Source organism: Muricoccus radiodurans (assembly GCF_050154705.1).
GTDB classification, from domain to species: domain Bacteria; phylum Pseudomonadota; class Alphaproteobacteria; order Acetobacterales; family Acetobacteraceae; genus Roseomonas; species Roseomonas radiodurans.
Map to the genome: position 1 here is coordinate 502071 of NZ_CP189561.1, position 20546 is coordinate 522616.

At 71.6% G+C, this 20546-nt stretch carries 18 protein-coding genes; 9 read left to right on the forward strand and 9 right to left on the reverse strand.

Going from position 1 to position 20546, the window contains the following annotated elements; translation table 11 throughout:
• Positions 1 to 3 precede the first annotated feature (3 nt).
• Positions 4 to 2652, forward strand: a complete 2649-nt coding sequence (locus tag ACP6CK_RS02505; protein ID WP_426957194.1) for a GNAT family N-acetyltransferase — start codon at positions 4 to 6, stop codon at positions 2650 to 2652.
• A gap of 16 nt (positions 2653 to 2668) precedes the next feature.
• Here ACP6CK_RS02505 and ACP6CK_RS02510 read toward each other — a convergent pair whose 3' ends face one another.
• The 3 genes from ACP6CK_RS02510 to otnI all read right to left on the reverse strand — a co-directional run bounded on the left by ACP6CK_RS02510 (position 2669) and on the right by otnI (position 5427).
• A complete protein-coding gene (locus tag ACP6CK_RS02510) occupies positions 2669 to 3547 on the reverse strand; it encodes a helix-turn-helix domain-containing protein (protein ID WP_426957195.1) in 879 nt (292 codons plus the stop codon).
• A gap of 152 nt (positions 3548 to 3699) precedes the next feature.
• Positions 3700 to 4578 (reverse strand): 2-hydroxy-3-oxopropionate reductase, encoded by an 879-nt coding sequence (locus ACP6CK_RS02515; RefSeq protein WP_426957196.1) that lies wholly within the window; start codon positions 4576 to 4578, stop codon positions 3700 to 3702.
• Between the two features lie 69 nt (positions 4579 to 4647).
• Positions 4648 to 5427: a 2-oxo-tetronate isomerase gene (gene otnI, locus ACP6CK_RS02520; protein WP_426957197.1), complete on the reverse strand. Its 780-nt coding sequence runs from the start codon at positions 5425 to 5427 to the stop codon at positions 4648 to 4650.
• A 116-nt stretch (positions 5428 to 5543) separates the two neighbouring features.
• Between otnI and ACP6CK_RS02525 the strand changes: the two genes are divergently transcribed.
• The 6 genes from ACP6CK_RS02525 (at position 5544) to ACP6CK_RS02550 (ending at position 12232) form a co-directional block, all read left to right on the forward strand.
• Positions 5544 to 6614, forward strand: a complete 1071-nt coding sequence (locus tag ACP6CK_RS02525) for an AI-2E family transporter (protein WP_426957198.1) — start codon at positions 5544 to 5546, stop codon at positions 6612 to 6614.
• 92 nt (positions 6615 to 6706) lie between these two features.
• Entirely contained in the window at positions 6707 to 8290 is a 1584-nt protein-coding gene (locus tag ACP6CK_RS02530; protein WP_426957199.1) for an ABC transporter substrate-binding protein, read from the forward strand.
• Positions 8291 to 8331: 41 nt separating this feature from the next.
• Positions 8332 to 9306: an ABC transporter permease gene (locus ACP6CK_RS02535; protein WP_426957200.1), complete on the forward strand. Its 975-nt coding sequence runs from the start codon at positions 8332 to 8334 to the stop codon at positions 9304 to 9306.
• A gap of 4 nt (positions 9307 to 9310) precedes the next feature.
• Positions 9311 to 10222 (forward strand): ABC transporter permease, encoded by a 912-nt coding sequence (locus tag ACP6CK_RS02540; protein ID WP_426957201.1) that lies wholly within the window; start codon positions 9311 to 9313, stop codon positions 10220 to 10222.
• Positions 10222 to 11220: an ABC transporter ATP-binding protein gene (locus tag ACP6CK_RS02545; protein ID WP_426957202.1), complete on the forward strand. Its 999-nt coding sequence runs from the start codon at positions 10222 to 10224 to the stop codon at positions 11218 to 11220. Before ACP6CK_RS02540 ends, ACP6CK_RS02545 begins: the two co-directional genes overlap by 1 nt.
• Entirely contained in the window at positions 11213 to 12232 is a 1020-nt protein-coding gene (locus tag ACP6CK_RS02550; protein ID WP_426957203.1) for an ABC transporter ATP-binding protein, read from the forward strand. Before ACP6CK_RS02545 ends, ACP6CK_RS02550 begins: the two co-directional genes overlap by 8 nt.
• Positions 12233 to 12239: 7 nt before the next feature.
• Here ACP6CK_RS02550 and ACP6CK_RS02555 read toward each other — a convergent pair whose 3' ends face one another.
• The 4 genes from ACP6CK_RS02555 to ggt form a co-directional block, all read right to left on the reverse strand.
• Positions 12240 to 13082 (reverse strand): hypothetical protein, encoded by an 843-nt coding sequence (locus ACP6CK_RS02555; RefSeq protein WP_426957204.1) that lies wholly within the window; start codon positions 13080 to 13082, stop codon positions 12240 to 12242.
• Positions 13083 to 13236: 154 nt separating this feature from the next.
• Positions 13237 to 14088 (reverse strand): hypothetical protein, encoded by an 852-nt coding sequence (locus ACP6CK_RS02560; protein WP_426957205.1) that lies wholly within the window; start codon positions 14086 to 14088, stop codon positions 13237 to 13239.
• 62 nt (positions 14089 to 14150) lie between these two features.
• Positions 14151 to 14621 (reverse strand): CreA family protein, encoded by a 471-nt coding sequence (locus ACP6CK_RS02565; RefSeq protein WP_426957206.1) that lies wholly within the window; start codon positions 14619 to 14621, stop codon positions 14151 to 14153.
• 62 nt (positions 14622 to 14683) lie between these two features.
• Positions 14684 to 16360, reverse strand: coding sequence for a gamma-glutamyltransferase (gene ggt, locus ACP6CK_RS02570; RefSeq protein ID WP_426957207.1), 1677 nt, complete (start codon positions 16358 to 16360; stop codon positions 14684 to 14686).
• Between the two features lie 35 nt (positions 16361 to 16395).
• Between ggt and ACP6CK_RS02575 the strand changes: the two genes are divergently transcribed.
• Positions 16396 to 16767: a YraN family protein gene (locus tag ACP6CK_RS02575; protein WP_426957208.1), complete on the forward strand. Its 372-nt coding sequence runs from the start codon at positions 16396 to 16398 to the stop codon at positions 16765 to 16767.
• Positions 16768 to 16868: 101 nt separating this feature from the next.
• A complete protein-coding gene (locus tag ACP6CK_RS02580; protein WP_426957209.1) occupies positions 16869 to 17795 on the forward strand; it encodes a hypothetical protein in 927 nt (308 codons plus the stop codon).
• Positions 17796 to 17926: 131 nt separating this feature from the next.
• Here the strand turns inward: ACP6CK_RS02580 and ACP6CK_RS02585 are convergent, their stop codons facing one another.
• Positions 17927 to 19447 (reverse strand): YifB family Mg chelatase-like AAA ATPase, encoded by a 1521-nt coding sequence (locus ACP6CK_RS02585; RefSeq protein ID WP_426957210.1) that lies wholly within the window; start codon positions 19445 to 19447, stop codon positions 17927 to 17929.
• On the reverse strand, positions 19444 to 20487 hold the full coding sequence (locus ACP6CK_RS02590; RefSeq protein WP_426957211.1) for a histone deacetylase family protein: 1044 nt from the start codon (positions 20485 to 20487) through the stop codon (positions 19444 to 19446). The genes ACP6CK_RS02585 and ACP6CK_RS02590 overlap by 4 nt, the downstream gene beginning before the upstream one ends.
• Positions 20488 to 20546 lie beyond the last annotated feature (59 nt).

Consider the following 20546-nt stretch of genomic DNA (forward strand, 5'->3'; position numbering starts at 1 on the left):
GGGATGGCCCTGCCGCTCACCGCCTCGGGCCGGAACCTGGCCAAGGGGTTCCGCGACACCGCGCTGTTCAACCCGCAGCGGGTGGTCCTCCTCGCTGACCCGTCGGTGCCGGCGGCGGCGATCCTGGCCCGGAACCTCGCGGCCGGCGGATTCCGCGGCACGCTGCATGCGGTGGGGCAGGGCTGGGACGGGATGGCCGGGGTCGCGGCCCTGGATGCGCTGGAGGCGCCACCCGATCTCGCCGTGGTGGCGCTGCCGCCGGAACGGCTGGACGCCGCCTTCGCCGCCCTGTCCGCGTCCGGCTGCTTCGCGGCCGTGGTGCCGACCGCGGCACCGGGTCTGCGAGAGCTGTGCGCCCGCCACGGCATTCGTGCGCTGGGGGAGCACTCTTTCGGCCTCTGTCTTCCGGGGCTCGGGCTGAACGCGTCCCTTGCGCATCTCGCGCCACGGCCGGGGAAGCTCGCGCTGCTCGGGCAATCGGCCGCGCTGGCCCGCGCGGTGCTCGACTGGGCGGAGGGTGAGTCGGTCGGCTTCTCGCTCATCGCCGGCATCGGCACGAACGCCGATTACGGCTTCTCCGGCGCGCTGGACTGGCTGGCACGGGACGCCGCCACCAGCGCCATCCTGCTCGACCTCCGCCGCATCAAGGACCGTCGGCGCTTCATCTCCGCGGCGCGGGCGGCGGCCCGGACCCGGCCTGTGGTGGCGATCCGGCCGGGGCATGCGGGCCGGGACACGGCGGACGCCGTGCTCGGCGCCGCGCTGCGCCGCGCGGGCGTGCTGCGGGTGCAGGGACTCGACGACCTGCTGGCCGCGGCGGAGACGCTCGCCCGGCTACGGCCGGCGGCGCGATACGGTCCTGATGCCGCGAGGGGCGACCGGATCGCGGTCGTCTCGAACGGCCAGGGGCCCGGCCAGATGGCCGCGGACGCCGCGCTGCGAGGCGGCGCGAGGCTGGCCGAGATTCCGGAGGCCGCGCGCACCGTCCTGTCGATCGCCCTGCCGGAGGGCTGGAGCGGCGGAAACCCCTTCGCCCTGCCGATGGGCCAGGGCCACAGGCTGGCCGAGGCGGCGAGCCTTCTGTCAGCCCTGCCCGAGGTGGACAGCGTCGTCGCCGTGCACGCGCCCGCGCCGGAAGAGGACGGCGCGCTCGCGGCGGAGGCCCTGGCGGCAGCCGCGGCCGGCAGCGGGCGGGGAGGAAAGGCCGCCCCGATCCTCGCCGCCTGGCTCGGTGCCGGGACCGCGCGGCCGCACCGGCAGCTTCTGGCAGGGCGCGGCGTCGCGGTCTTCGGCACGCCGGAAGGTGCGGTGCGGGGAGCCCTTCATCTGGCGCAGGACCGCCGCAACCGGGCGGCGGCGGCGGAACTGCCGCCGCGGGACGTGCTGGAGTCCGCGCCGGATCGCCCGCGCGCGGCCGCGATCCTGGCGGCGGTGCGGTCGGACGGGCGCCTCGCGCTGGATGAGGAGGAGTCGCTCTCGCTGCTGTACGCCTACGGGCTGCCGACGATCGCGCGCCGGGTGGCGGCGAGTCCGGCCGAGGCGGCTCGGGCGGCCTATCATCTCGGCGGGCCGGTGGTTCTGAAGGTTCTCTCGGCGGACCTGCCGGCGAAGACCGAGGTGGGAGGTGTCGTTCTCGGCCTGCGCGATGGGGCCGCGGTGGAGGCGGCGGCGGCGCGGATGCTGGAGGCCGTGCGCGCGGCGCGACCAGAAGCGCGCCTGCGCGGTCTTCTCGTCCAGGCCCAGGCGGGGCGAGGGGAGGAGCTGCGGCTCCGGCTCGGCGACGACCCGATGTTCGGTCCCTGGATCGGCTTCGGCCGCGGCGGCACGGCGGCGGCGATCGAGGCGGACGAGGCGCATGATCTGCCGCCCCTGAACCGGACCCTGGCCCTGGCCCTGGTGCAGCGGACCCGCGCCGCACGGTTGCTTCAGGGCTGGCGGGATCGGCCGACCGTGCCGCTCGACCCCGTGGCGGAGGCGATCGTGCGGCTCTCCCAGCTCGCGGTGGATTTCCCGGAGCTGCTGCGCGTGACGGTGAACCCGTTGCTGGCGGCGCCGGATGGCGTCGTCGCGCTCGACGCCTTCGTGACACTGCGCCCGGCAGGGGAGATCGGAACGCTGGCGATCGCGCCGTATCCGGCGCAGCTCTCGGCAAACTTCCTGGCCAGGGACGGGCGGGAGGCGCTGATTCGCGCTATCCGGCCGGAGGATGCGGAGGCGCTGTCCGCCGCCTTCCGGCGGCTGTCCCCAGAAGATGTGCGCTACCGCTTCTTCAACCGACTGCGCGAACTTCCGCCGGCCCAGCTCGCCCGCCTCACCGGCATCGACTACGACCGAGAGATGGCCTTCGTGGCCAGCATTCCCGACGAGGCCGGTGACCGCATCGTCGGGGTCGCCCGGCTCGTGCTGGCGGCAGGCAGCGAGGAGGGCGAGTTCGCCATCATCGTGGACCCGGGCTGGAAGGGCACCGGACTGGGCACGCACCTGATGGGCCGGCTGCTCGACTGGGGCCGGGCCCAGGGCCTGCGGCGAGTCTCCGGTCAGGTTCTCGCCGACAACGCGCCGATGCTCGCCTTCGTGCGGCGTCTGGGCTTCGCCGTGGGCCGAACCGAGGACGCGGAGGTCATGGAGGCGCGACTGGACCTCCGACCCTGACGGGCCGGAGGTGGGGTCAGTGGATCGCGGTCTCGGCCAGCAGCAGCCGGACGCGGGCCGCGGCCTCCGCACCCTTCAGCACGTCGCGCCACGCCGACTCGGCCACGCGCTGGTGAATGGCCACCGCCTCATCCGCGGCGGTGATCGTGCCCACGCCGAGGGAGCCGATCGGCGGCGCATCCGGACGGAAAGGCGTGGCGCAGAGATGCGCCCGCTCCCGGCCGCGGAGCACGATGAAGTCGCCTGACGGCTCCGGGCCGGTGAGCAGGCCGAGCTGAAGGCCCATCGGAACGCTCTCCATGAGGTTCGCGATGTTCTCCGCCTCCGACCGTGCCGCGAGGCGGCAGCGGTTCCGCGTGCGGTCGGAGACCGACAGCCCCGGGGCAACGCCTTCGGCGAGCAGCGCGCGGAGGGAGGTCTCTCCGATCATCGCGATGATCGACGGCCGGCGCGACTGGTAGAGCCGCTTGCGCGCGGCGAGCAGGCCCAGGGCCTGATCCGCCGCGGCCCGGGCCGCCAGGCGCTCCGGCGAGGCATCGGCGGCCTCGGTGAAGGCCTCGGCCAGCGCGCCGTCATGGGCGTCCGTGGTGACGAGATAGCAGAGAGGCCCCCCGAGCTGGAGGATCTGATCGGCGCCCTCTTCCACCTGCCGAAGCCGTTCCTGCAGGGCGAGAGGGCGGGAGAAATACTCCACCCCGATTCCGAGGAGCGAGAGCGGCGAGATCTGGAGCAGTTCGGCCAGCCGCCGGATCGTGTCCAGCTTGATGACCTCGCCCTTCTCGTACCGGTAGAGAGCCGCACGCGAGACACCGAGTCTCGCTGCAATCTCCTCGGCTCGCAGGCCCGACTCCAGTCGATAGGCCCGCAACTGCTGCCCGATATCCGCGAAGCGCATACCATCTCCCGTTGCAAAACCGTCCGCACTATACAACCGTCGGACGGTCTCAGCAATCTCATCGTACTAGACCCGGATGGGAAATCTGCTTCCCTTCAGAGGATTCCGCAACCGGAAATCACTGATCGGATTGATTTCTGCCCGGCGGAACGTCAGGCGACGTCATGCCCGGCCATTGCCTCGAGCGCTCGGACGAGGGCGGAGTGGTCCTGCTGCCCGCCGCCCGCCGCGGTCACCGCCGTGAAGAGCTGCTGGGCGGACGCCGTATTGGGCAGGGCGACGCCGAGCTCGCGGGCGGACTGAAGGGCGAGGTTCAGGTCCTTCTGGTGCAGGACGATGCGGAAGCCCGGGTCGAAGGTCCGCTTGATCATCCGCTCCGCATGGACCTCCAGGATCCGGGAATTGGCGAAGCCGCCCATCAGGGCCTGCCGCACCTTCGCCGGGTCGGCGCCCGCCTTGCTGGCGAACACAAGGGCCTCGGCCACCGCCTCGATGTTCAGGGCGACGATGATCTGGTTCGCGACCTTCGTGGTCTGGCCGGCGCCGTTCTCCTCACCCACGAGGGTGATGTTCTTGCCCATGGCCTGGAACAGCGGTAGCGCGCGGTCGAAGGCGGCCTGCGGGCCGCCGACCATGATGGTGAGGGCCGCGTTCTTCGCGCCGACCTCGCCGCCCGAGACGGGCGCGTCGAGGTAATCGCAGCCGCGCTCATTGACGCGCCTCGCGAAATCCTTCGTCGCGGTCGGGCTGATCGAGGACATGTCAATCACCAGCGTGCCGGGCTTCAGTGCCGCGGCGACGCCGCCCTCGCCGAATAGCACGGCCTCCACGTCGGGGGTGTCGGGCACGATGATGACGACCACGTCAGCCCCGGCGGCGACCTCGGCCTGGGTGGGCAGGACGGTCGCGGCCGCGCGGATCTCGTCCGTCAGGCTCTTGCGCTCCGGCACCAGCAGGGTGTGGCCGGCCTTCTGCAGGTTGAGCGCCATGGGACGCCCCATGATGCCGAGGCCGATGAATCCAATCTTCATTCAGGTTCTCCGAGGTTTGATGTTCGACAGGAGCGCGGCGATTTCAGGGCAGGTGCACGCCGCGTTCCGTCAGCCGCGATACGGCGCGTACCAGCCGAGGCCCGCCTCCGTCTCGCCGGCCGGGCGGTACTCGCAGCCGATCCAGCCGCGGTAGCCCATCGCGTCGAGGCGCCGGAAGACGAAGGGCCAGTTCACCTCGCCCGTGCCGGGCTCGTTGCGGCCGGGGGTATCGGCGACCTGCGCGTGGGCGATGAACGGGAGCAGCGCCTCGAAGCGGCGCACCACGTCCCCCTCGGTGACCTGCGTGTGGTACAGGTCGAACTGGAGGCCGAGGCGTTCCGGGCCGACGGATTCGATGATCGCCGCCGCCTGGGCGGTGGTGTTGAGGAAGAAGCGCGGAATGTCGCGATGGTTGATCGGCTCGATCACCGGCTTCACGCCGAGCGGGGCGGCCCGTTCCGCAGCCCAGGCGAGGTTCGTCGCGTAGGTCGCGGTCAGGGTGTCGCGGGAGACGCCGTCTGGCGCGAGGCCCGCCATCACGTGCAGGCGGGGGCAGCCGAGCGCGGCGGCGTAGTCCAGCGCGCGGTCGATCGCGTCCCGGAACTCGGCCTGGCGGCCGGGCAGGGCGGTCACGCCGCGCTCTCCGTTGTTCCAGTCACCCTGGGCGGCGTTGAACAGCACGACCGACAGGCCAGCATCGTCCACGCGCTTCCGGATCTCCGCGGCCGGGTGATCGTAGGGGAACAGGAACTCCACCGCCTGGAAGCCCGCGGCGCGGGCGCGGGCGAAGCGGTCCAGGAAGGGCACCTCCTGGAACATCATGGACAGGTTGGCGGCGAAGCGCGGCATGGGGCGAGGTCCTCCGGCGGCGGACCCTAAACAGCGATTCCCTGGGTTCCAAGGCAGGGCCGCATTTCCGCCGCCCGCGCCGAAGCCCTACACTCCCGGCCAGACCAGGGGGCCCCATGTCCGACGAGAAGCTCAACCCGACGCGGATCATCGGGCTGGCGATGCTGGCGGCCCTGCTGATCGGCTGCTTCCTGGTTCTGCGGCCCTTCCTCTCCGCCCTGCTCTGGGCCGCGATCCTGGCCTTCGTGACCTGGCCGGCCTACCGGTTCCTGACCGACCGGGCCGGGCTGGGGCCGAGCTGGGCGGCCGGGCTGATGGTCGCGGCGATGATGCTCGTGGTCGGCGTGCCTCTGGCCTTGGCGGCCCCCACCAATCGCGAGGAGATCGAGGGGATGCGCGCCTCGATCGAGGCGCTGTTCACCCAGGGCATGCCGGGACTCGGCGACACGCTCGGGCGCATCCCCTATGTCGGCACCTTCCTGCAGGAGCAGTTCGAGGCGCTCGACCTCGGGATCGGCAGCCTGTTCAACATGGTCCGGCCCTATGTCGGCGGCGTGGCGCAAACGGTGCTGGGCTTCGTCCTGTCGCTGCTCTCGGGCTTCGCGGAGTTCCTGCTCGCGATCGTTCTCTCCTTCTTCTTCTACCGGGATGGACCGCGGATCGCGCAGGCGCTGGAGCGCATGGCGGAGCGCGTGGCCGGCGGGCGCGGGCGGCGCCTGATGACGCTGACCGGGGCCGTGACGCAGGGCGTGGTCTACGGGCTGGTGGGCACGGCGGTGGTGCAGGGGGCAATGACGGCGTTCGGGTTCTGGATCGCCGGCGTGCCGCAGCCCGTGCTGTTCGGCATCCTGGCCGGGATCATCTCTATCCTGCCAATCGGCGCGCCGGTGGTATGGATACCCGCGACGATCTGGCTGCTGGCCACCGGCAGCACCGGCTGGGGCATTTTCATGGGCCTCTACGGGGCGTTCGGAATCTCGTCGGTCGACAACGTGATCCGCCCCTGGCTCATCGCCCGGGGGGCGGACCTGCCGTTGCTCCTGACGGTGCTGGGAGCCCTCGGCGGGGCGCTGGCCTTCGGGTTGCTCGGCCTGTTCCTCGGGCCGGTGCTGCTGGCCGTGGCCTATTCCCTGGTGAAGGATTGGGTCAGTGAGGGGCAGGGGCGGGGCGGGCCGCTGGCCATGTGAGGCGGCCGCTTGCGCTGGCCGGTCGCGGGTGGTGCGATGCTTGCAAGGCTTCCATCAATAGGGCCCGGGAACACGGGCGGGGGATCGGCGTGATGAGGACGGGGCTTCTCCGGGCTGCCCTGGCGGCGGCCCTGGCGCTTGCCGCGGCGGTGGCGGAAGCGCGGACGGTTCGCTGGGCGGCGAGCTCCGATCCGAACACCATGGACCCGCACAGCCAGAACATCGGCAGCGTGACAATGATCCTGCAGCAGATCTACGACCCGATCGTCGGTCGGGGGCAGGACCTGTCGCTGCAACCGGGGCTCGCGACCGCGTGGCAGCAGGTGGAGCCCACGCGCTGGCGCTTCACCCTCCGTCCGGGCGTCCGCTTCCACGGGGGCGAGACCTTCACCGCCGACGACGTCGTCTTCTCCATCCAGCGCGCGCTCCAGCCCACCAGCAATTTCGGCATCTTCGTGGACACGGTGGAGCATGCGGAGCGCGTGGACGATCTCACCGTGGACGTGGTGACCCGCATCCCCGACCCGATCATCCCGAACAAGTTCGCGTCCATCATGGTCGTGTCGAAGACCTGGGCGGAGCGGCACAACGCGACCCGTCCCCAGAACACCCGCGCGCGAGAAGAGATGTTCACCACCCGGAACGCCAACGGCACCGGCGCCTTTCGCCTGACGGCGCGGGAGGCCGACGTGCGGACGGTGATGGCCCGCAACCCCGACTGGTGGGGCTGGCGGGAGGAAGGCGCCGGCAACATCACGGAGATCGTCTTCCGGCCCATTGCCTCCGACGCCACCCGGGTGGCGGCGCTGCTGTCGGGGGAGGTGGATTTCGTTCTCGACCCGCCTTTGCAGGACCTCGCACGCCTGCGGGCGAACCAGGGGATCCGCGTCGTGGAGGGGCCGGAGGTCCGGACCATCTTCCTCGCCTTCGATACCTCCCGCGACGAGCTGCTCTACTCCGACCAGCGGGGGCGGAACCCCTTCCGGGACCTTCGCGTCCGGCAGGCGCTCTACCAGGCGATCGACATCCAGGCGATCCAGCGGACGATCATGCGGGGGCAGTCGGTCATCACCGGCACGCTCTTCCCGGAACAGGTGAATGGCTATGTGCGGGAGGAGGACGTCCGCCTGCCCTATGACCAGGCGCGGGCGCGGGAGCTGCTGACCCAGGCCGGTTACCCCAATGGCTTCCAGTTCACCCTGGACTGCCCCAACAACCGCTACATCAACGACGAGCAGATCTGCCAGGCGATCGCCGCCATGTGGGCGCGGGTGGGAGTGCGGGCGCAGGTCAACGCCCAGCCGCTGGCGCCCTTCTTCGCGAAGGTCCAGCGGGACGACACCTCGGCCTATCTGCTGGGCTGGGGCGTGCCGACCCTGGACGCGCTCTACTCCTTCCAGTCGCTGCTCGCCTCCCGCAACGGGGCGCAGGGGGACGGGATCTGGAACTACGGGCGCTACAGTAATCCCCGCATGGACGCTCTGATCGAGCGGATGAAGACCCAGTCCGGGGAGGCCCGGGCCGCCGCGATCCGGGAGGCGCTGCGCCTCTACCGGGAGGACCTCCCCCATATCCCCCTGCACCACCAGGTCATCCCCTGGGCGATGCGGGCGGGCCTCACCATCCCTCATGTCGCGAGCAACCAGCCCTACATGCGTTGGGCGCGGATGAATTAGGGGTGGTGGACGTGGGACTCCGGTTCGGTTAGGCGCAGCCCGTGTTCGCCTTCATCATCTCCCGCATCCTGCAGGCCGTGCCCGTGATGCTGGCCGTCGCCTTCATCTCCTTCGCGATGTTCGCCTTCGTGGGCGATCCCATCGCCATCATGCTGGGCCAGGACTTCACCCCGGCCCAGCGGGATGCGCTGGTGGCGGCCCTGGGGCTGGACCGGTCCGTGCCGGTGCAGTTCCTGCACTTCGTCGGCAACGCCCTGCGTGGCGAGTTCGGGCTCTCCTACCGCCTGTCCCGTCCGGTGGCGGACCTCATCGCGGAGCGGGCGCCGGCCACGCTGGAGCTGGCCTTCTGCGCCGCCTCCCTCGCGCTGATCGTGGGTGTGCCGATGGGGGTCTATACGGGGCTGTACCGGAAGTCCTGGCTGTCGCGGTTGTTCCTGACCTTCTCGCTGGTGGGCGTGTCGCTGCCGGTCTTCCTGGTCGGCATCCTGCTGATCCTCGTCTTCTCGGTCTGGCTCGGGGTGCTGCCCTCCTTCGGGCGGGGGGACACGGTCCGGCTGGGGTGGTGGACCACCGGCTTCCTGACGCTTTCGGGGCTGAAGGCGCTGGTCCTGCCCTCCATCACCCTCGCGCTCTTCCAGCTCACCCTCATCATGCGGCTGGTCCGGTCCGAGATGCTGGAGGTGATGCGGTCGGACTACGTGAAGTTCGCCCGCGCCCGGGGGCTGCGGGACCGCTCGATCCATTTCGGCCACGCTCTGCGGAACACGCTGGTGCCCGTGATCACCATCGTCGGGCTGCAGCTCGGCTCGATCATCGCCTTCGCCCTGGTGACGGAGACGGTGTTCCAGTGGCCGGGCATGGGGCTGCTCTTCATCCAGAGCGTCGGGGCGGCTGACATCCCGGTCATGGCGGCCTACCTGCTGCTGATCGCCCTGGTCTTCGTGACGATCAACCTGATCGTGGACCTTCTCTACTACGCGGTGGACCCGAGGCTTCGCTCGGGACGGGGGCACTGACGCCATGACCGCCCTGGCACGCGCGTGGGACAGCGACCTCGCCTATTCTTTCCGGACCTCACCGGTCGCGGTGATCTCGGCCCTTGTGGCGCTGGTCTGCATCGGCGGCGCGGTGCTGGCGCCGCTGCTGGCCCCGCACAACCCTTTCGACCTGGCCAGCCTGAACCTCATGGAGGCCTTCAACCCGCCGGCCTGGGTCGAAGGCGGGGAGGCGAACCACCCCCTCGGCACGGATGACCAGGGGCGGGACGTGCTCTCGGCCATCATGTACGGGGCGCGGGTCTCGCTGCTGGTCGGCGTCTCGGCCACCACCTTCGCCCTGCTGCTGGGCGTGGCGATCGGGCTGCTGGCCGGGTATTTCGGCGGGGCGGTGGATGCGGTGCTGATGCGCGTGGCGGACACCCAGCTCACCTTCCCGACCATCCTGGTCGCCCTGCTGGTGGACGGGGTGGTGCGGGCGGCCCTGCCCAGGGAACTGCACGACCAGATCGCGCTCTACGTCGTCATCTTCGCGATCGGCATCTCGGAATGGCCGAAATTCGCCCGGACCATCCGTGGCTCCACCCTGGTGGAGCGGAACAAGGACTACGTCCTGGCGGCCCGCGTGATCGGCGTGCCCGGCGCACGGATCATCCTGACCCATGTCCTGCCGAACGTGGTCGGGCCGGTGCTGGTGGTCGCCACGCTGAACCTCGGGCAGGCCATCATCTCGGAGGCGACGCTCTCCTTCCTCGGCGTGGGCGTGCCGCCGACGCAGCCCTCCCTGGGCACGCTGATCCGGATCGGGAACGACTTCCTCTTCTCCGGGGAATGGTGGATCACGATCTTTCCTGGCGCGGCGCTGGTCGCGATGGTGCTCTCGGTGAACCTGCTGGGCGACTGGCTGCGCGACGCGCTGAACCCGAGGCTACGGTAATGGCCGCCCTGCTGGAGGTCCGGGACCTCGTTGTCGAGTTCCCGACGCGCCGCGGCACGCTGCGGGCACTGGATGGGGTGTCCTTCGACATCTCGCCGGGTGAGGTGCTGGGGGTTGTGGGCGAGTCCGGCGCCGGCAAGTCCATGACCGGCGCGGCCATCATCGGCCTGCTGGAGCCGCCCGGCCGGATCGCCGGCGGGATGATCAGCCTTTCCGGCAAGCGCATCGACCACCTGCCGCGGAAGGAGATGCGGCGCATCCGTGGCAAGCGGATCGGCGCGATCTTCCAGGACCCGCTGACCACGCTGAATCCGCTCTACACCGTCGGCAGCCAGCTCATCGAGACGATGCAGACGCACCTGGACCTCGGCGGTGCGGAGGCGCGGCGGCGGGCGATCGGCTGGCTGGAGGCGGTGGGTATCCCGGCGGCCTCCCAGCGCATCGACGCCTATCCCCACCAGTTCTCCGGCGGCATGCGGCAGCGCGTGGTGATCGCGCTCGCGCTCTGCGCGGAGCCGGAGCTGGTGGTGGCGGACGAGCCGACCACGGCGCTCGATGTCTCGATCCAGGCGCAGGTCATCGCGCTGCTGAAGAACCTGACGCGGGAGAAGGGCACGGCGGTGATGCTCGTGACCCACGACATGGGCGTGATCGCGGAGACGGCGGACCGGGTGGCCGTGATGTATGCCGGCCGGATCGCGGAGATCGGGCCGGTGGAGGCGGTGGTGCAGGCTCCGGCGCACCCCTATTCCGCCGGGCTCATGGCCTCCATCCCGCCGCTCTCCCACCGGGTGGACCGGCTGCCGCAGATCGACGGCGCCATGCCGAGGCTGAACGCCATCCCGCCGGGCTGCGCCTACAACCCGCGCTGCCCCCACGTTTTCGACCGCTGCCGGGTGGAGCGGCCGGAGCTGTTGCCGGCCCCGCGCAGCCGCGCCGCCTGCTGGCTCTTCGATCCCGCGCATCCGAAGCACGAGGCGGAGCGCGCCCATGTCTGAGGCGCCGATCTTCGAGGCGCGTGACCTCGCCCGCTATTTCGACGTGTCTCGACCCGCGCTCCAGCGGCTGATCGCGCGGGAGGGGCGGCGCACGCTGCGCGCCGTGAACGGCGTGTCCTTCGCCATCCCGCGCGGCACGACCCTCTCCCTGGTGGGGGAGAGCGGCTGCGGCAAGTCCACCGTCGCGCGGCTGGCCGTCGGCCTTTACGAACCGAGCGCCGGCGAGGCGCTGTTCGAGGGCGTGCCACTGGAACAGGCGCGCCGCGATCCGGCGCAGCGGCGCCGGATGCAGATGATCTTCCAGGACCCCTATGCCAGCCTGAACCCGCGCTGGCGGGTGGCGGACATCGTGGGGGAGCCGATCCGCGCCTTCGGGATGGCGAATGGCGGGGCGGCGCTGCGGGAGAAAGTGGGGGAGTTGCTTCGGATCGTCGGCCTCTCGGCCGCGGACGGGAGCCGCTATCCGCATGAATTCTCCGGCGGCCAGCGTCAGCGCATCTCCATCGCGCGGGCGCTGTCGTCCAATCCGGACTTCCTGGTGTGCGACGAGCCGACCTCCGCGCTCGATGTCTCTGTGCAGGCGCAGATCCTAAACCTGATGAAGCGGCTGCAGCGCGACCTCGGGCTGACCTACCTGTTCATCTCGCACAACCTCTCCGTCGTGCGGCAGGTGAGCGACCGGGTGGGCGTGATGTATCTCGGCCGCATCATGGAGCTGGCGCCGGCGGAGACGCTCTTCACCACCCCGCGCCAGCCCTATACGCGCGCGCTGATGGAGGCGATCCCGGACCTGGAGATGACGGGCCGGAAGCGCCAGCCCGTCGGCGGCGAGGTGCCCAGCCCGATCAGCCCGCCGCCCGGCTGCCCTTTCAACCCGCGCTGCCCGCTGGCGAATGACCGCTGCCGCCGCGAGGTGCCCGCCCTGATTCCCGCCCGCGGTACGCCCGAGACGCTCGTCGCCTGCCACGCGGTGGAGGAAGGGCGGGACGGGTTCCTGGCGCAGGCCGCCTGAGCCGCCGTCAGCCGCGGCGTGCGGCGGCGGCGAGCGACTGCATCAGATCCGCGAGCGCCGCGCGGCTGCCGTGGAGCGATCCGCGCAGCGCGTCGTCCGTGGGCACCGGCTGGCCCAGCGCCCGGGCGATCGTCGCGATCGCCGGAATCAGCGGTTCCGTCGGCGCGTCGTGCTGATCCAGCACGCGCTCCACATCCAGGGCGACCGAGGCGACGCGGCGCGGCAGGTCCGGCTCACTGAGATGCAGGATCTGCCGGATGAAGCTGGCCAGGTGCGTATTGAGGAAGGTCTTCGGCGGGTACTCGAAGCCTTTCGTCAGCTCGGGATTCCGGCCCAGCAGCATCTGAAGAAGATGCTGGTCGTTCGGGAGCGACTCCCAGCTTGACGCGGTGCGGAGCAGGTCCTGCGGCAGCGCCATGACCTCGGCGTGCCAGAGATCGGTCAGGCGGCGCGTGTCGGGATGCGCGCAATTCGCGAAGAAGATGCCGTCGTTGATGTCCCAGTGCTCGGTCGTCGCGCCGTGCGTCATCAGGAAGGACCGGTCCCGCCGCTCCGCGAGATGCGCCGCGAGGTCGAACGCGAGATCGCAGACATAGGCATCGGCATCGAGGTGCAGGAACCAGCCCTCATAGCCGAGGTCGAGCAGGTCCTTGAGGAAGAAGATCCGGTTGTAGCAGGCGTGCAGCGCGTGGAAGCCGTGCATCACCGCGTGCGCGCTGACGTAGCGGATGCCGTGGCGCAGGCAGTAGGCGCGGTTCGGCTTCGAGGTCACGCGCAGAAGGTCGAAGTAGTTCGCCGGATCGGCCGATTGCATCATCACCAGCGGCTCGGCGGGGCGGGACTTGAACACGCGGGGCTCCGGGCGGGGGACGGGCGGGATCGGTGTCGCGGCTGGCTCCGGGGGCGAGAAGGAATTCTCTCCGGCGAGCCGCCGCTCATCTATCTTTATCAGGCTGCCGCGGGGGGCGGAAACGGGTGCGCTCCCCTGGTCTCGCCCCGCGCGGTCAGGCGGCCGGGGTCCTGCGCGCGGCGCGGATCAAGCCCTCCAGCACGCCGACCAGCGCGTCCCGGTCGCCGGCAGCGGCTGCCATGAGCGGCGCGCCATCCGGCACGGGCTGCCCCAGGGCGCGGGCGATGCCGGCCATGGCGGGAAGCAGCGGGTCGGGTGCCGCCCCATGCGCCGCCAGCACCCGCTCCACATCCAGCGCCACGAGGTCCACGCGGCGCGCGAGGTCGCGCTCCCGCGCCCGCAGCACCTGCCGGATGAAGCGGGCGCGGTCGGTGTTCATGAAGTCCTTGCTCGCATACTCGAAGGCCGCGGTGAGGTCCGGGGTCTCGCGCAGCGTGCCGTGCAGCAGGTGCTGGTCGTCCGGCACCTGGCCCCAGTCCGGGGAGGCACGCAGCCGCTCGGGCGCCAGGGTCATGATCCAGTGCTGCCAGCGCCGCGCCAGGCGGTGGGTATCGGGATGGGCGCAGTTCGCGAAGAAGATGCCGTCATTCACGTCCCACGGCGCGGCCGTCGCGCCGTGAGTGATCACGAACGAACGGTCCGGCCGGTCCGCCAGATGCGCCGCGATGTCGAAGCCGAGGTCGGCGACGTAGGCATCGGCATCCAGGTGCAGGAACCACCCCTGGAATCCGAGGTCGAGCAGGTCGTTCAGGAAGAAGACACGGTTGTAGCAGGCGTGCAGCGGGTGGAAGCCCCGCATCACCGTATGCGCGCAGAGATAGGGGATCCCGTGGCGGAGGCAGTAGGCGCGGTTCGCCTTCGCCGTGACGCGCAGCAGGTCGAAGTAGTTCACCGGATCGGCCGACTGCATCATCACGAAGCCCGAATCGGGCAGGGCCTTCAGCATGGAACCTCCGGGTGCGCGGCCCGCGATCATGCGGCCGCGGCGACCCGGCTTCCAGCGCGCCTTCAGCGGATCGGCACGACCGCGACGGCGTTGAAGGGCGACCCGTCCACCAGCCGCGTGGACCAGGCCATGTAGACGACCGCCCGGCGTTCCTCGTCCAGGAAGCGGTGGACGCGGGTCTCCTTGAAGAAAAGGCTCGTGGAGCTCTCGAAGACCTGCTCGCCGCGCTCCCCGCGGCGGGCGCCGGCCTGGACCTCGACCGGGCCTGTGGCGGTGCAGGCGAGCGCGAAGCGGGCCGGATCCTCCGCGACGCCGACCATGCCAGAGAGGCCACCGGTTCGGGCCTGGGAGATGTAGCAGGAGACGCCACGCACCTCCGGGTCGTCGAAGCGCTCGACCACCACGCGGTGGGAGCGGGTGAGGCCGAGATTGGTGATCGCGGTGTTCACGAATCCGATCTGCCGCGTCTCCTCCGCGCCGGCAGGGCCGGCGAAGGCGGTCACGGCGAGCAGGGCGAGGGCGGTGCGGCGCATGGCGGACGACTCCGGGTTCCAGCCGGCATAGCGCGCGGCCGGTCCCCCGGTTGTGCCCGGGCTCAGTCGCCCAGCGCCACGCCTTCCCGCCGGGGGTCGGCGCCGCCCACCAGCCCGTTCGGCGTCACCCGGATGGCCTGGAGGCCGGAGTTGAGGGCGCGCACGTCCGTCCGGTGTCCGCGGGCCTGGAGGTCGGGCGCCAGCGCCGCCGCGGCGGTGCCCGCCTCCAGCTCCAACGCGCTGCCGATGGTCAGGACCCGCGGCAGGTCGATGGCCGCCTGGGGGGAGAGGTTCCAGTCGAGCATCCCGACGAGGGTCTGGGCGACATACCCGATGATCCGCGCCCCGCCGGGCGACCCAACCACCGCCGACAGCCGTCCCTCCGCGTCGAAGACGAGGGAGGGGGACATGGAGGAGCGCGGGCGCTTGCCGCCCTCCACCCGGTTCGCGACGGGGCGGCCCTCCACCTCCGGGCGGAAGGAGAAGTCGGTCAGCTCGTTGTTCAGGATGAAGCCGCGGACCATGATCCGGGCGCCGAAGGCGTCTTCCACGGTCGTGGTCATGGACACGGCGTTGCCTGCGCGGTCCACGATGGCGACGTGGCTCGTGCCGTTCTCCACGGCCTCCGGCATGGGGGCGTGAAGGGTCGTCTCCCGCCAGCGCGGGTTGCCGGCGCGGGGTTCGGCGATGGCGCGCGGCAGGGACACGAGCTGCGCGCGGAGCGTCAGGTAGGCCGGGTCCAGCAACCCCCGGATCGGAGCGGGCACGAAGTCCGTATCGGCCAGGTACTGGGCGCGGTCCGCGAACGCGAGGCGCCCGGCCTCCGCGATCAGGTGCGCCGCATCGGCGCCGCGCGGGTCGAGGCGTGCCAGGTCGAAGTGCTCCAGCACGCCGAGGATCTGCCCGACCGCCACGCCGCCGGAGGAGGGCGGCGGGAAGCCGCAGACCCGGAAGGCGCGGTAGGGCGCACAGAGCGGCGTCCGCTCCCGCGGCGCATAGCCCGCAAGGTCGTCCGTGGTCATCCGCCCACCCTCGCCATAGGTGCGGGCGGCGGTGGCGATGTCGGCGGCGATGGGGCCGCGAAGCAGGGCGGCCGAGCCCTCCCTGGCGATGGCGCGGAAGGTCTCGGCCAGGGCTGGGTTCCGCAACGGGTGGCCCACGGGCCAGGGCGCGCCGGCGGGATCGAGAAAATAGGTGCGGGTGGAGGCATGGTGGGCCAGTCGCTCGCGATCGGCCACGATCGCCTCGTTCAGGCGGGCGGAGACGGGGAAGCCCTCCTCCGCAAGGGCGATGGCGCGCTGCCACAGATCGGCCCAGGGGCGGGTGCCATGCCGGCGGTGGGCGGCTTCCAGCATCGCGACCGCACCGGGGACGCCGATGCTGCGGCCGGAGAGGACCGCCTCGTAGAAGGGCAGGGGCGTCCCGTCCGCGCGGAGGAAGATGTTCGGCTGGGCGCCGGCCGGCGCCGTCTCCCGCCCGTCCCAGGCGGTGATCTGCTGCGTTGCGGCATCCCAGTGGAGCAGGAGCGCTCCCCCGCCGATCCCGCTGGACTGCGGCTCCACGAGCGTGAGAACGGCCTGGATGGCGACCGCGGCGTCCACGGCGTTGCCGCCCGCGCGCAGGATCTCCCGCCCGGCCTCGGCCGCCAGGGGGTGGGCGGCGGCGGCCATCTGGTGGGCGGGCGCCTGGGCAGCGGCCGGCCCGGCGAGCACCAGGAGGACGAGAAGCAGGCGTCGCATGGGCGAATCCTCGCGTTTGCGCCTACCATGGCAGCGTGGACCCAGATGCCAAGGAGGCGGTGCGCCGCGCGGCGGAACGGCGCGGCGTGGCCGCGGAGGACCGCGCCGTCGCGGCGCTGGTGGCGCGGGGCTGGACGGTGCTGGCCCGGCGGGTACGGACGCCCGCGGGTGAGCTGGACCTGATCGCCGAGCGGGAGGAGCTGCTCGCCTTCGTGGAGGTGAAGGCTCGGGCGACGCTGGCAGAGGCGGCCGCGGCCCTCTCCGAACGACAGCAGCGGCGGCTGATGGCGGCCGCGGAGATCTGGCTCGCGACGAGCCCCGGCCACGGCGGGAAGGGCATCCGTTTCGACGTGATCCTCGTCGCACCTGACGGAATGCGACGGATCACCGACGCCTTCCGCGCGTGACTCGCGCGATGCCGGGTGTCGCGTCCGTCTCGCGCACGGAACTGTGCCTCGTGATGTCGGCGCGGGTTCTTAACGTCCCTCCGGATGATGGAGGACGGCCGATGACCTACTACACGCCTGCCGACTTCGCGGCGCGGTATCACGCGATCCCGATCATGGACAGCCGGCTCGGCATCACGACCACGATCGACCTGCAGAACTACTGGAACGGCTGGAGCCCGGAGCGCAACACGGAGTACTGGCGCCTGCTGAGCCTTCTGGCCGCGAAGTTGAAGCTCAAGAGCGGCGCGGCGGTCGTCGCGCAGTCGCAGCCCTTCTACATCACCGGCTTTCCCGACCAGGTGAATCCGGCGGAGGAGTGGTACGTCGCCTCCCTGCGTCGTGCCTATGAGGGGCGCGGATCGCCGGACGAGATCGCGGATGCGGTGCGGCTGGCCGTGTTCTGCGGGCTGAACAAGAAGCCGGCGCTGACACCCGACGCCTATTGCACGAAGTGGTTCGGCTTGGACTGCAATACCTTTGTCGGGAACTGGCTGGGCATCTCACCTTCTTCCGCCATCTTCGCCTACGCCCAGGGATACGGGAAAGGAGAGTCGCTGCCCGGCGCCACGGGCGACGTCTACACCACGCGCAGCCGCCTGCCGCTGGCACCGATCACCGATCCCGCGCTGCTCGAGCAGGGCAACGTCGTCTGCACCTACGGCGCGGCGGACGGGCGCGGGTTCAAGTGGCGGCACATCGCGCTCGTGCAGGACATCCAGCCGCAGGGGGGCGACAAGTACTCCATCTGGCTGGCGGAGTGGGGCACCAAGGGTAACATCGAGAAGCACCGCACGCCGCTCCCCACACCGCGGACGGTGACCATCACCGCGGGCGCCTCGGCCCCGGAACTGCGCTCGAAGGAACTGCTCGCCTTCGACGGGACGACGCCGGACGGCAAGCCGGCCAAGCGCATCTTCTTCGACCATCACAGCCTGGATGACATTCCCCATCGCGGCTGGCATGTGGGCGGGCTGTACGGGACCTGAGCGGGGCGGTTCTCCGTCGTGGCGGGCACGGGCGGGCCAGGGCACAGTGTCCCGGGCGGCCCGCTGGCCGCGTCGTGTGCACTGTGCGCCGCAACTTGCGGCCGGCCGGCCGCAGTTGACGATCCGCTAACCTATCCGGGTCCGCTGCGGCCGGGGATGCGGTGGCGGAAGGTCAGGGCCTCCGCCACATGGGCGCGGGCCACTGAGGTGGCGCCGGCGAGGTCGGCGATGCTGCGGGCGACGCGGAGCGTGCGGGTGAATCCGCGGTTCGAGAGAGCGAGTCGCTCGGCCGCGGATTCGGCGAGGGCCAGGGCGGTCGGCTCGATTTCTGCGCGCAGCGCCTCGATCGGCGCCTCCGCATTCGTGCCGATGCCGAGCGCGGCGTAGCGGTCCCGCTGCATCGCGCGGGCGGCGGCGACGCGGGCGGCGATGGCCGCGCTCGGCTCGCCGGTCGGCGCGCGCGCGAGCTCCCGCGGGGGGATGGGCTGGATCTCGATCGTCAGGTCCATGCGGTCCAGCAGGGGACCCGAAAGCTTCGACTGGTACTCCTCCCCGCAGCGCGGGGCGCGGCCGCACTCGCGCCCGGCATCCCCGAGATGGCCGCAGCGGCAGGGGTTCATGGCCGCCACCAGCTGCACGCGCGCGGGATAGGCCACGTGGGCGGCGGCGCGACTGATGACGACGCGGCCGCTCTCCAGAGGCTGCCGCAGCGATTCCAGCGCGGGCCTGGGGAATTCCGGCAGCTCGTCCAAGAAGAGGACGCCGCGATGCGCGAGGGAGACCTCCCCCGGCGCCGCGCGCGGGCCACCACCGATCAGCGCGGCCTGGGAGGCGGAGTGGTGCGGATCGCGGAAGGGGGGACGCGCGGTGATCCGCCCGCCCTCGAGCTGGCCGGCGACGGAGCGGATGAGGCTCAACTCCAGCGCCTCCGCCGGGGACAGGTCCGGCAGGAGGCCCGGCATCCGCGCGGCCAGCATGGACTTGCCGGCCCCGGGCGGCCCGATCAGCAGGAGGTTGTGCCCGCCGGCCGTCGCCACCTCGATGGCGCGCTTCGCGCTCTCCTGCCCCCGCACTTCGGACAGGCAGGGGCCGCGGCCGCCACCGGCCATCGGGAGTGGAGCGGAGGGAGGCGAGAGAGTCTGGCGGCCCTGGAAGTGCGCGATGAGGGATTTCAGGTCAGGCGCCGCGAGGGCTTCCGTGGCGCCGGCCCAGCTCGCTTCCCCCCCTTGGGCGGCGGGGCAGATGAGGCCAAGGTCGCGCTCCCCGGCCGCGAGGGCTGCGTTCAGCACGCCCGAGACGGGCTGGACCGTGCCGTCCAGCGCCAGCTCTCCCAATGCCGCGAAATGCGCCAGTTCGTCGGCCGAGATGATCTCCATCGCCGCGAGCAGGCCGAGCGCGATGGGCAGGTCGAAATGGCTCCCCTCCTTCAGCAGGTCGGCCGGCGCGAGATTCACCAGCACGCGCTTCGGCGGCAGGGAGAGGCCGAGGACAGACAGCACGGCGCGCACCCGCTCCCGGCTCTCCGCCACCGCCTTGTTCGCGAGGCCGACGACGAGGAAGGCGGGCAGGCCGGCGGCGACCTGGACCTGCACCTCGACCGGAACCGCCTCGATCCCCTGGAAGGAGAAGGTGGTGACGCGGGCGAGGCTCACCCGGGCGCCTTCTCCCCGAAGGCACCGAGGAAGCGGGCCAGCAACGTGCCGAGCAGGTCCACGTTGTAGCCGCCCTCCTGCACGATGGCGGTGGGCAGGCGGGCGGCGCCGATCGCCGCGCCGGCGCGGGCGAAGCCGTCCGCCGTGACCTGGAGCGCGTTCAAGGGCTCGTGCTCCGAGGCGTCGAAGCCGAGCGACACGACGAGCGCGTCGGCGCGGAAGGTGCTGATGGCCGAGAGCCCTTCGGCGATCGCCTCCAGCCAGCCCGCGTCGCCTGTGCCGATCGAAAGGGGCCGGTTCAGGTTGCAGCCCTCGCCAGGACCGGTGCCGCGCTCCTCCGCATAGCCGACGAACCAGGGGTAGTAGCCGTTCGGGTCCCCATGGACGGAGACGGTCAGCACGTCCGCGCGGTCCCAGAACATCCCCTGCGTTCCGTTTCCGTGGTGGCTGTCGATGTCCAGCACTGCGACCCGGGCGGCGCCGGAATCCCGCAGCGCCTGCGCGGCGAGCGCCGCGTTGTTAACGTAGCAATGGCCGCCGGCCCGGGCCGCATAGGCGTGATGTCCGGGTGGGCGAGCGAGGGCATAGGCGGCGCCGCCCTTCGCCGCGACCGCGGCAGCGGCCAGGGCGCAGCCCGCGGCGGCCTCCGCCGCCTCGTAGGTGCGGGGGCCGACGGGGCAGGCCGTGTCGGCCGTGTACCAGCCCGCGAGACCCGTGGGCTTCACGGGGCGGCGCCCGCCCTGGGCGAGCATCTCCGGCGTCAGGCTGACATTGCCGACGATCTCGGCGCCGGCATTCGGCATGGTCGCCCAGGCGGCGGGCGCGTCGCGCAGCCAGTCGAGGTAGTCGGGCGCGTGCAGCCGTTCCAGCGCGGCGCGGCCGGGCAGGGGCGGGACCTCGGGCGTCAGGCCGAGCTCGGTGAGGCCGGTGCGGAGCGAGGCGGCGCGGGCGGGCACCTCGAAATTTGGAAGCTGCACGCCGCGCGCAAGAAAGAATTGCGGCGTGTGGGCCGCTTCCAGCGGGTGGTCGAAGGCGCGCATGTCCGGGTCACGGTAGGGTGCGCCCCCTGTCCTGTCCACGCGGGACGGCGGGGTGGAAG

Excerpts from the sequence above, each read along its gene's own strand:
- ACP6CK_RS02580 (WP_426957209.1), top strand. The coding sequence starts at position 16,869 with ATGACCTACTACACGCCTGCCGACTTCGCGGCGCGGTATCACGCGATC.
- ACP6CK_RS02540 (WP_426957201.1), top strand. The coding sequence starts at position 9,311 with ATGACCGCCCTGGCACGCGCGTGGGACAGCGACCTCGCCTATTCTTTC.
- ACP6CK_RS02565 (WP_426957206.1), bottom strand. The coding sequence starts at position 14,621 with ATGCGCCGCACCGCCCTCGCCCTGCTCGCCGTGACCGCCTTCGCCGGC.
- ACP6CK_RS02505 (WP_426957194.1), top strand. The coding sequence starts at position 4 with ATGGCCCTGCCGCTCACCGCCTCGGGCCGGAACCTGGCCAAGGGGTTC.
- ACP6CK_RS02525 (WP_426957198.1), top strand. The coding sequence starts at position 5,544 with ATGTCCGACGAGAAGCTCAACCCGACGCGGATCATCGGGCTGGCGATG.
- ggt (WP_426957207.1), bottom strand. The coding sequence starts at position 16,360 with ATGCGACGCCTGCTTCTCGTCCTCCTGGTGCTCGCCGGGCCGGCCGCT.
- otnI (WP_426957197.1), bottom strand. The coding sequence starts at position 5,427 with ATGCCGCGCTTCGCCGCCAACCTGTCCATGATGTTCCAGGAGGTGCCC.
- ACP6CK_RS02590 (WP_426957211.1), bottom strand. The coding sequence starts at position 20,487 with ATGCGCGCCTTCGACCACCCGCTGGAAGCGGCCCACACGCCGCAATTC.
- ACP6CK_RS02545 (WP_426957202.1), top strand. The coding sequence starts at position 10,222 with ATGGCCGCCCTGCTGGAGGTCCGGGACCTCGTTGTCGAGTTCCCGACG.
- ACP6CK_RS02550 (WP_426957203.1), top strand. The coding sequence starts at position 11,213 with ATGTCTGAGGCGCCGATCTTCGAGGCGCGTGACCTCGCCCGCTATTTC.
- ACP6CK_RS02515 (WP_426957196.1), bottom strand. The coding sequence starts at position 4,578 with ATGAAGATTGGATTCATCGGCCTCGGCATCATGGGGCGTCCCATGGCG.
- ACP6CK_RS02510 (WP_426957195.1), bottom strand. The coding sequence starts at position 3,547 with ATGCGCTTCGCGGATATCGGGCAGCAGTTGCGGGCCTATCGACTGGAG.
- ACP6CK_RS02560 (WP_426957205.1), bottom strand. The coding sequence starts at position 14,088 with ATGCTGAAGGCCCTGCCCGATTCGGGCTTCGTGATGATGCAGTCGGCC.
- ACP6CK_RS02530 (WP_426957199.1), top strand. The coding sequence starts at position 6,707 with ATGAGGACGGGGCTTCTCCGGGCTGCCCTGGCGGCGGCCCTGGCGCTT.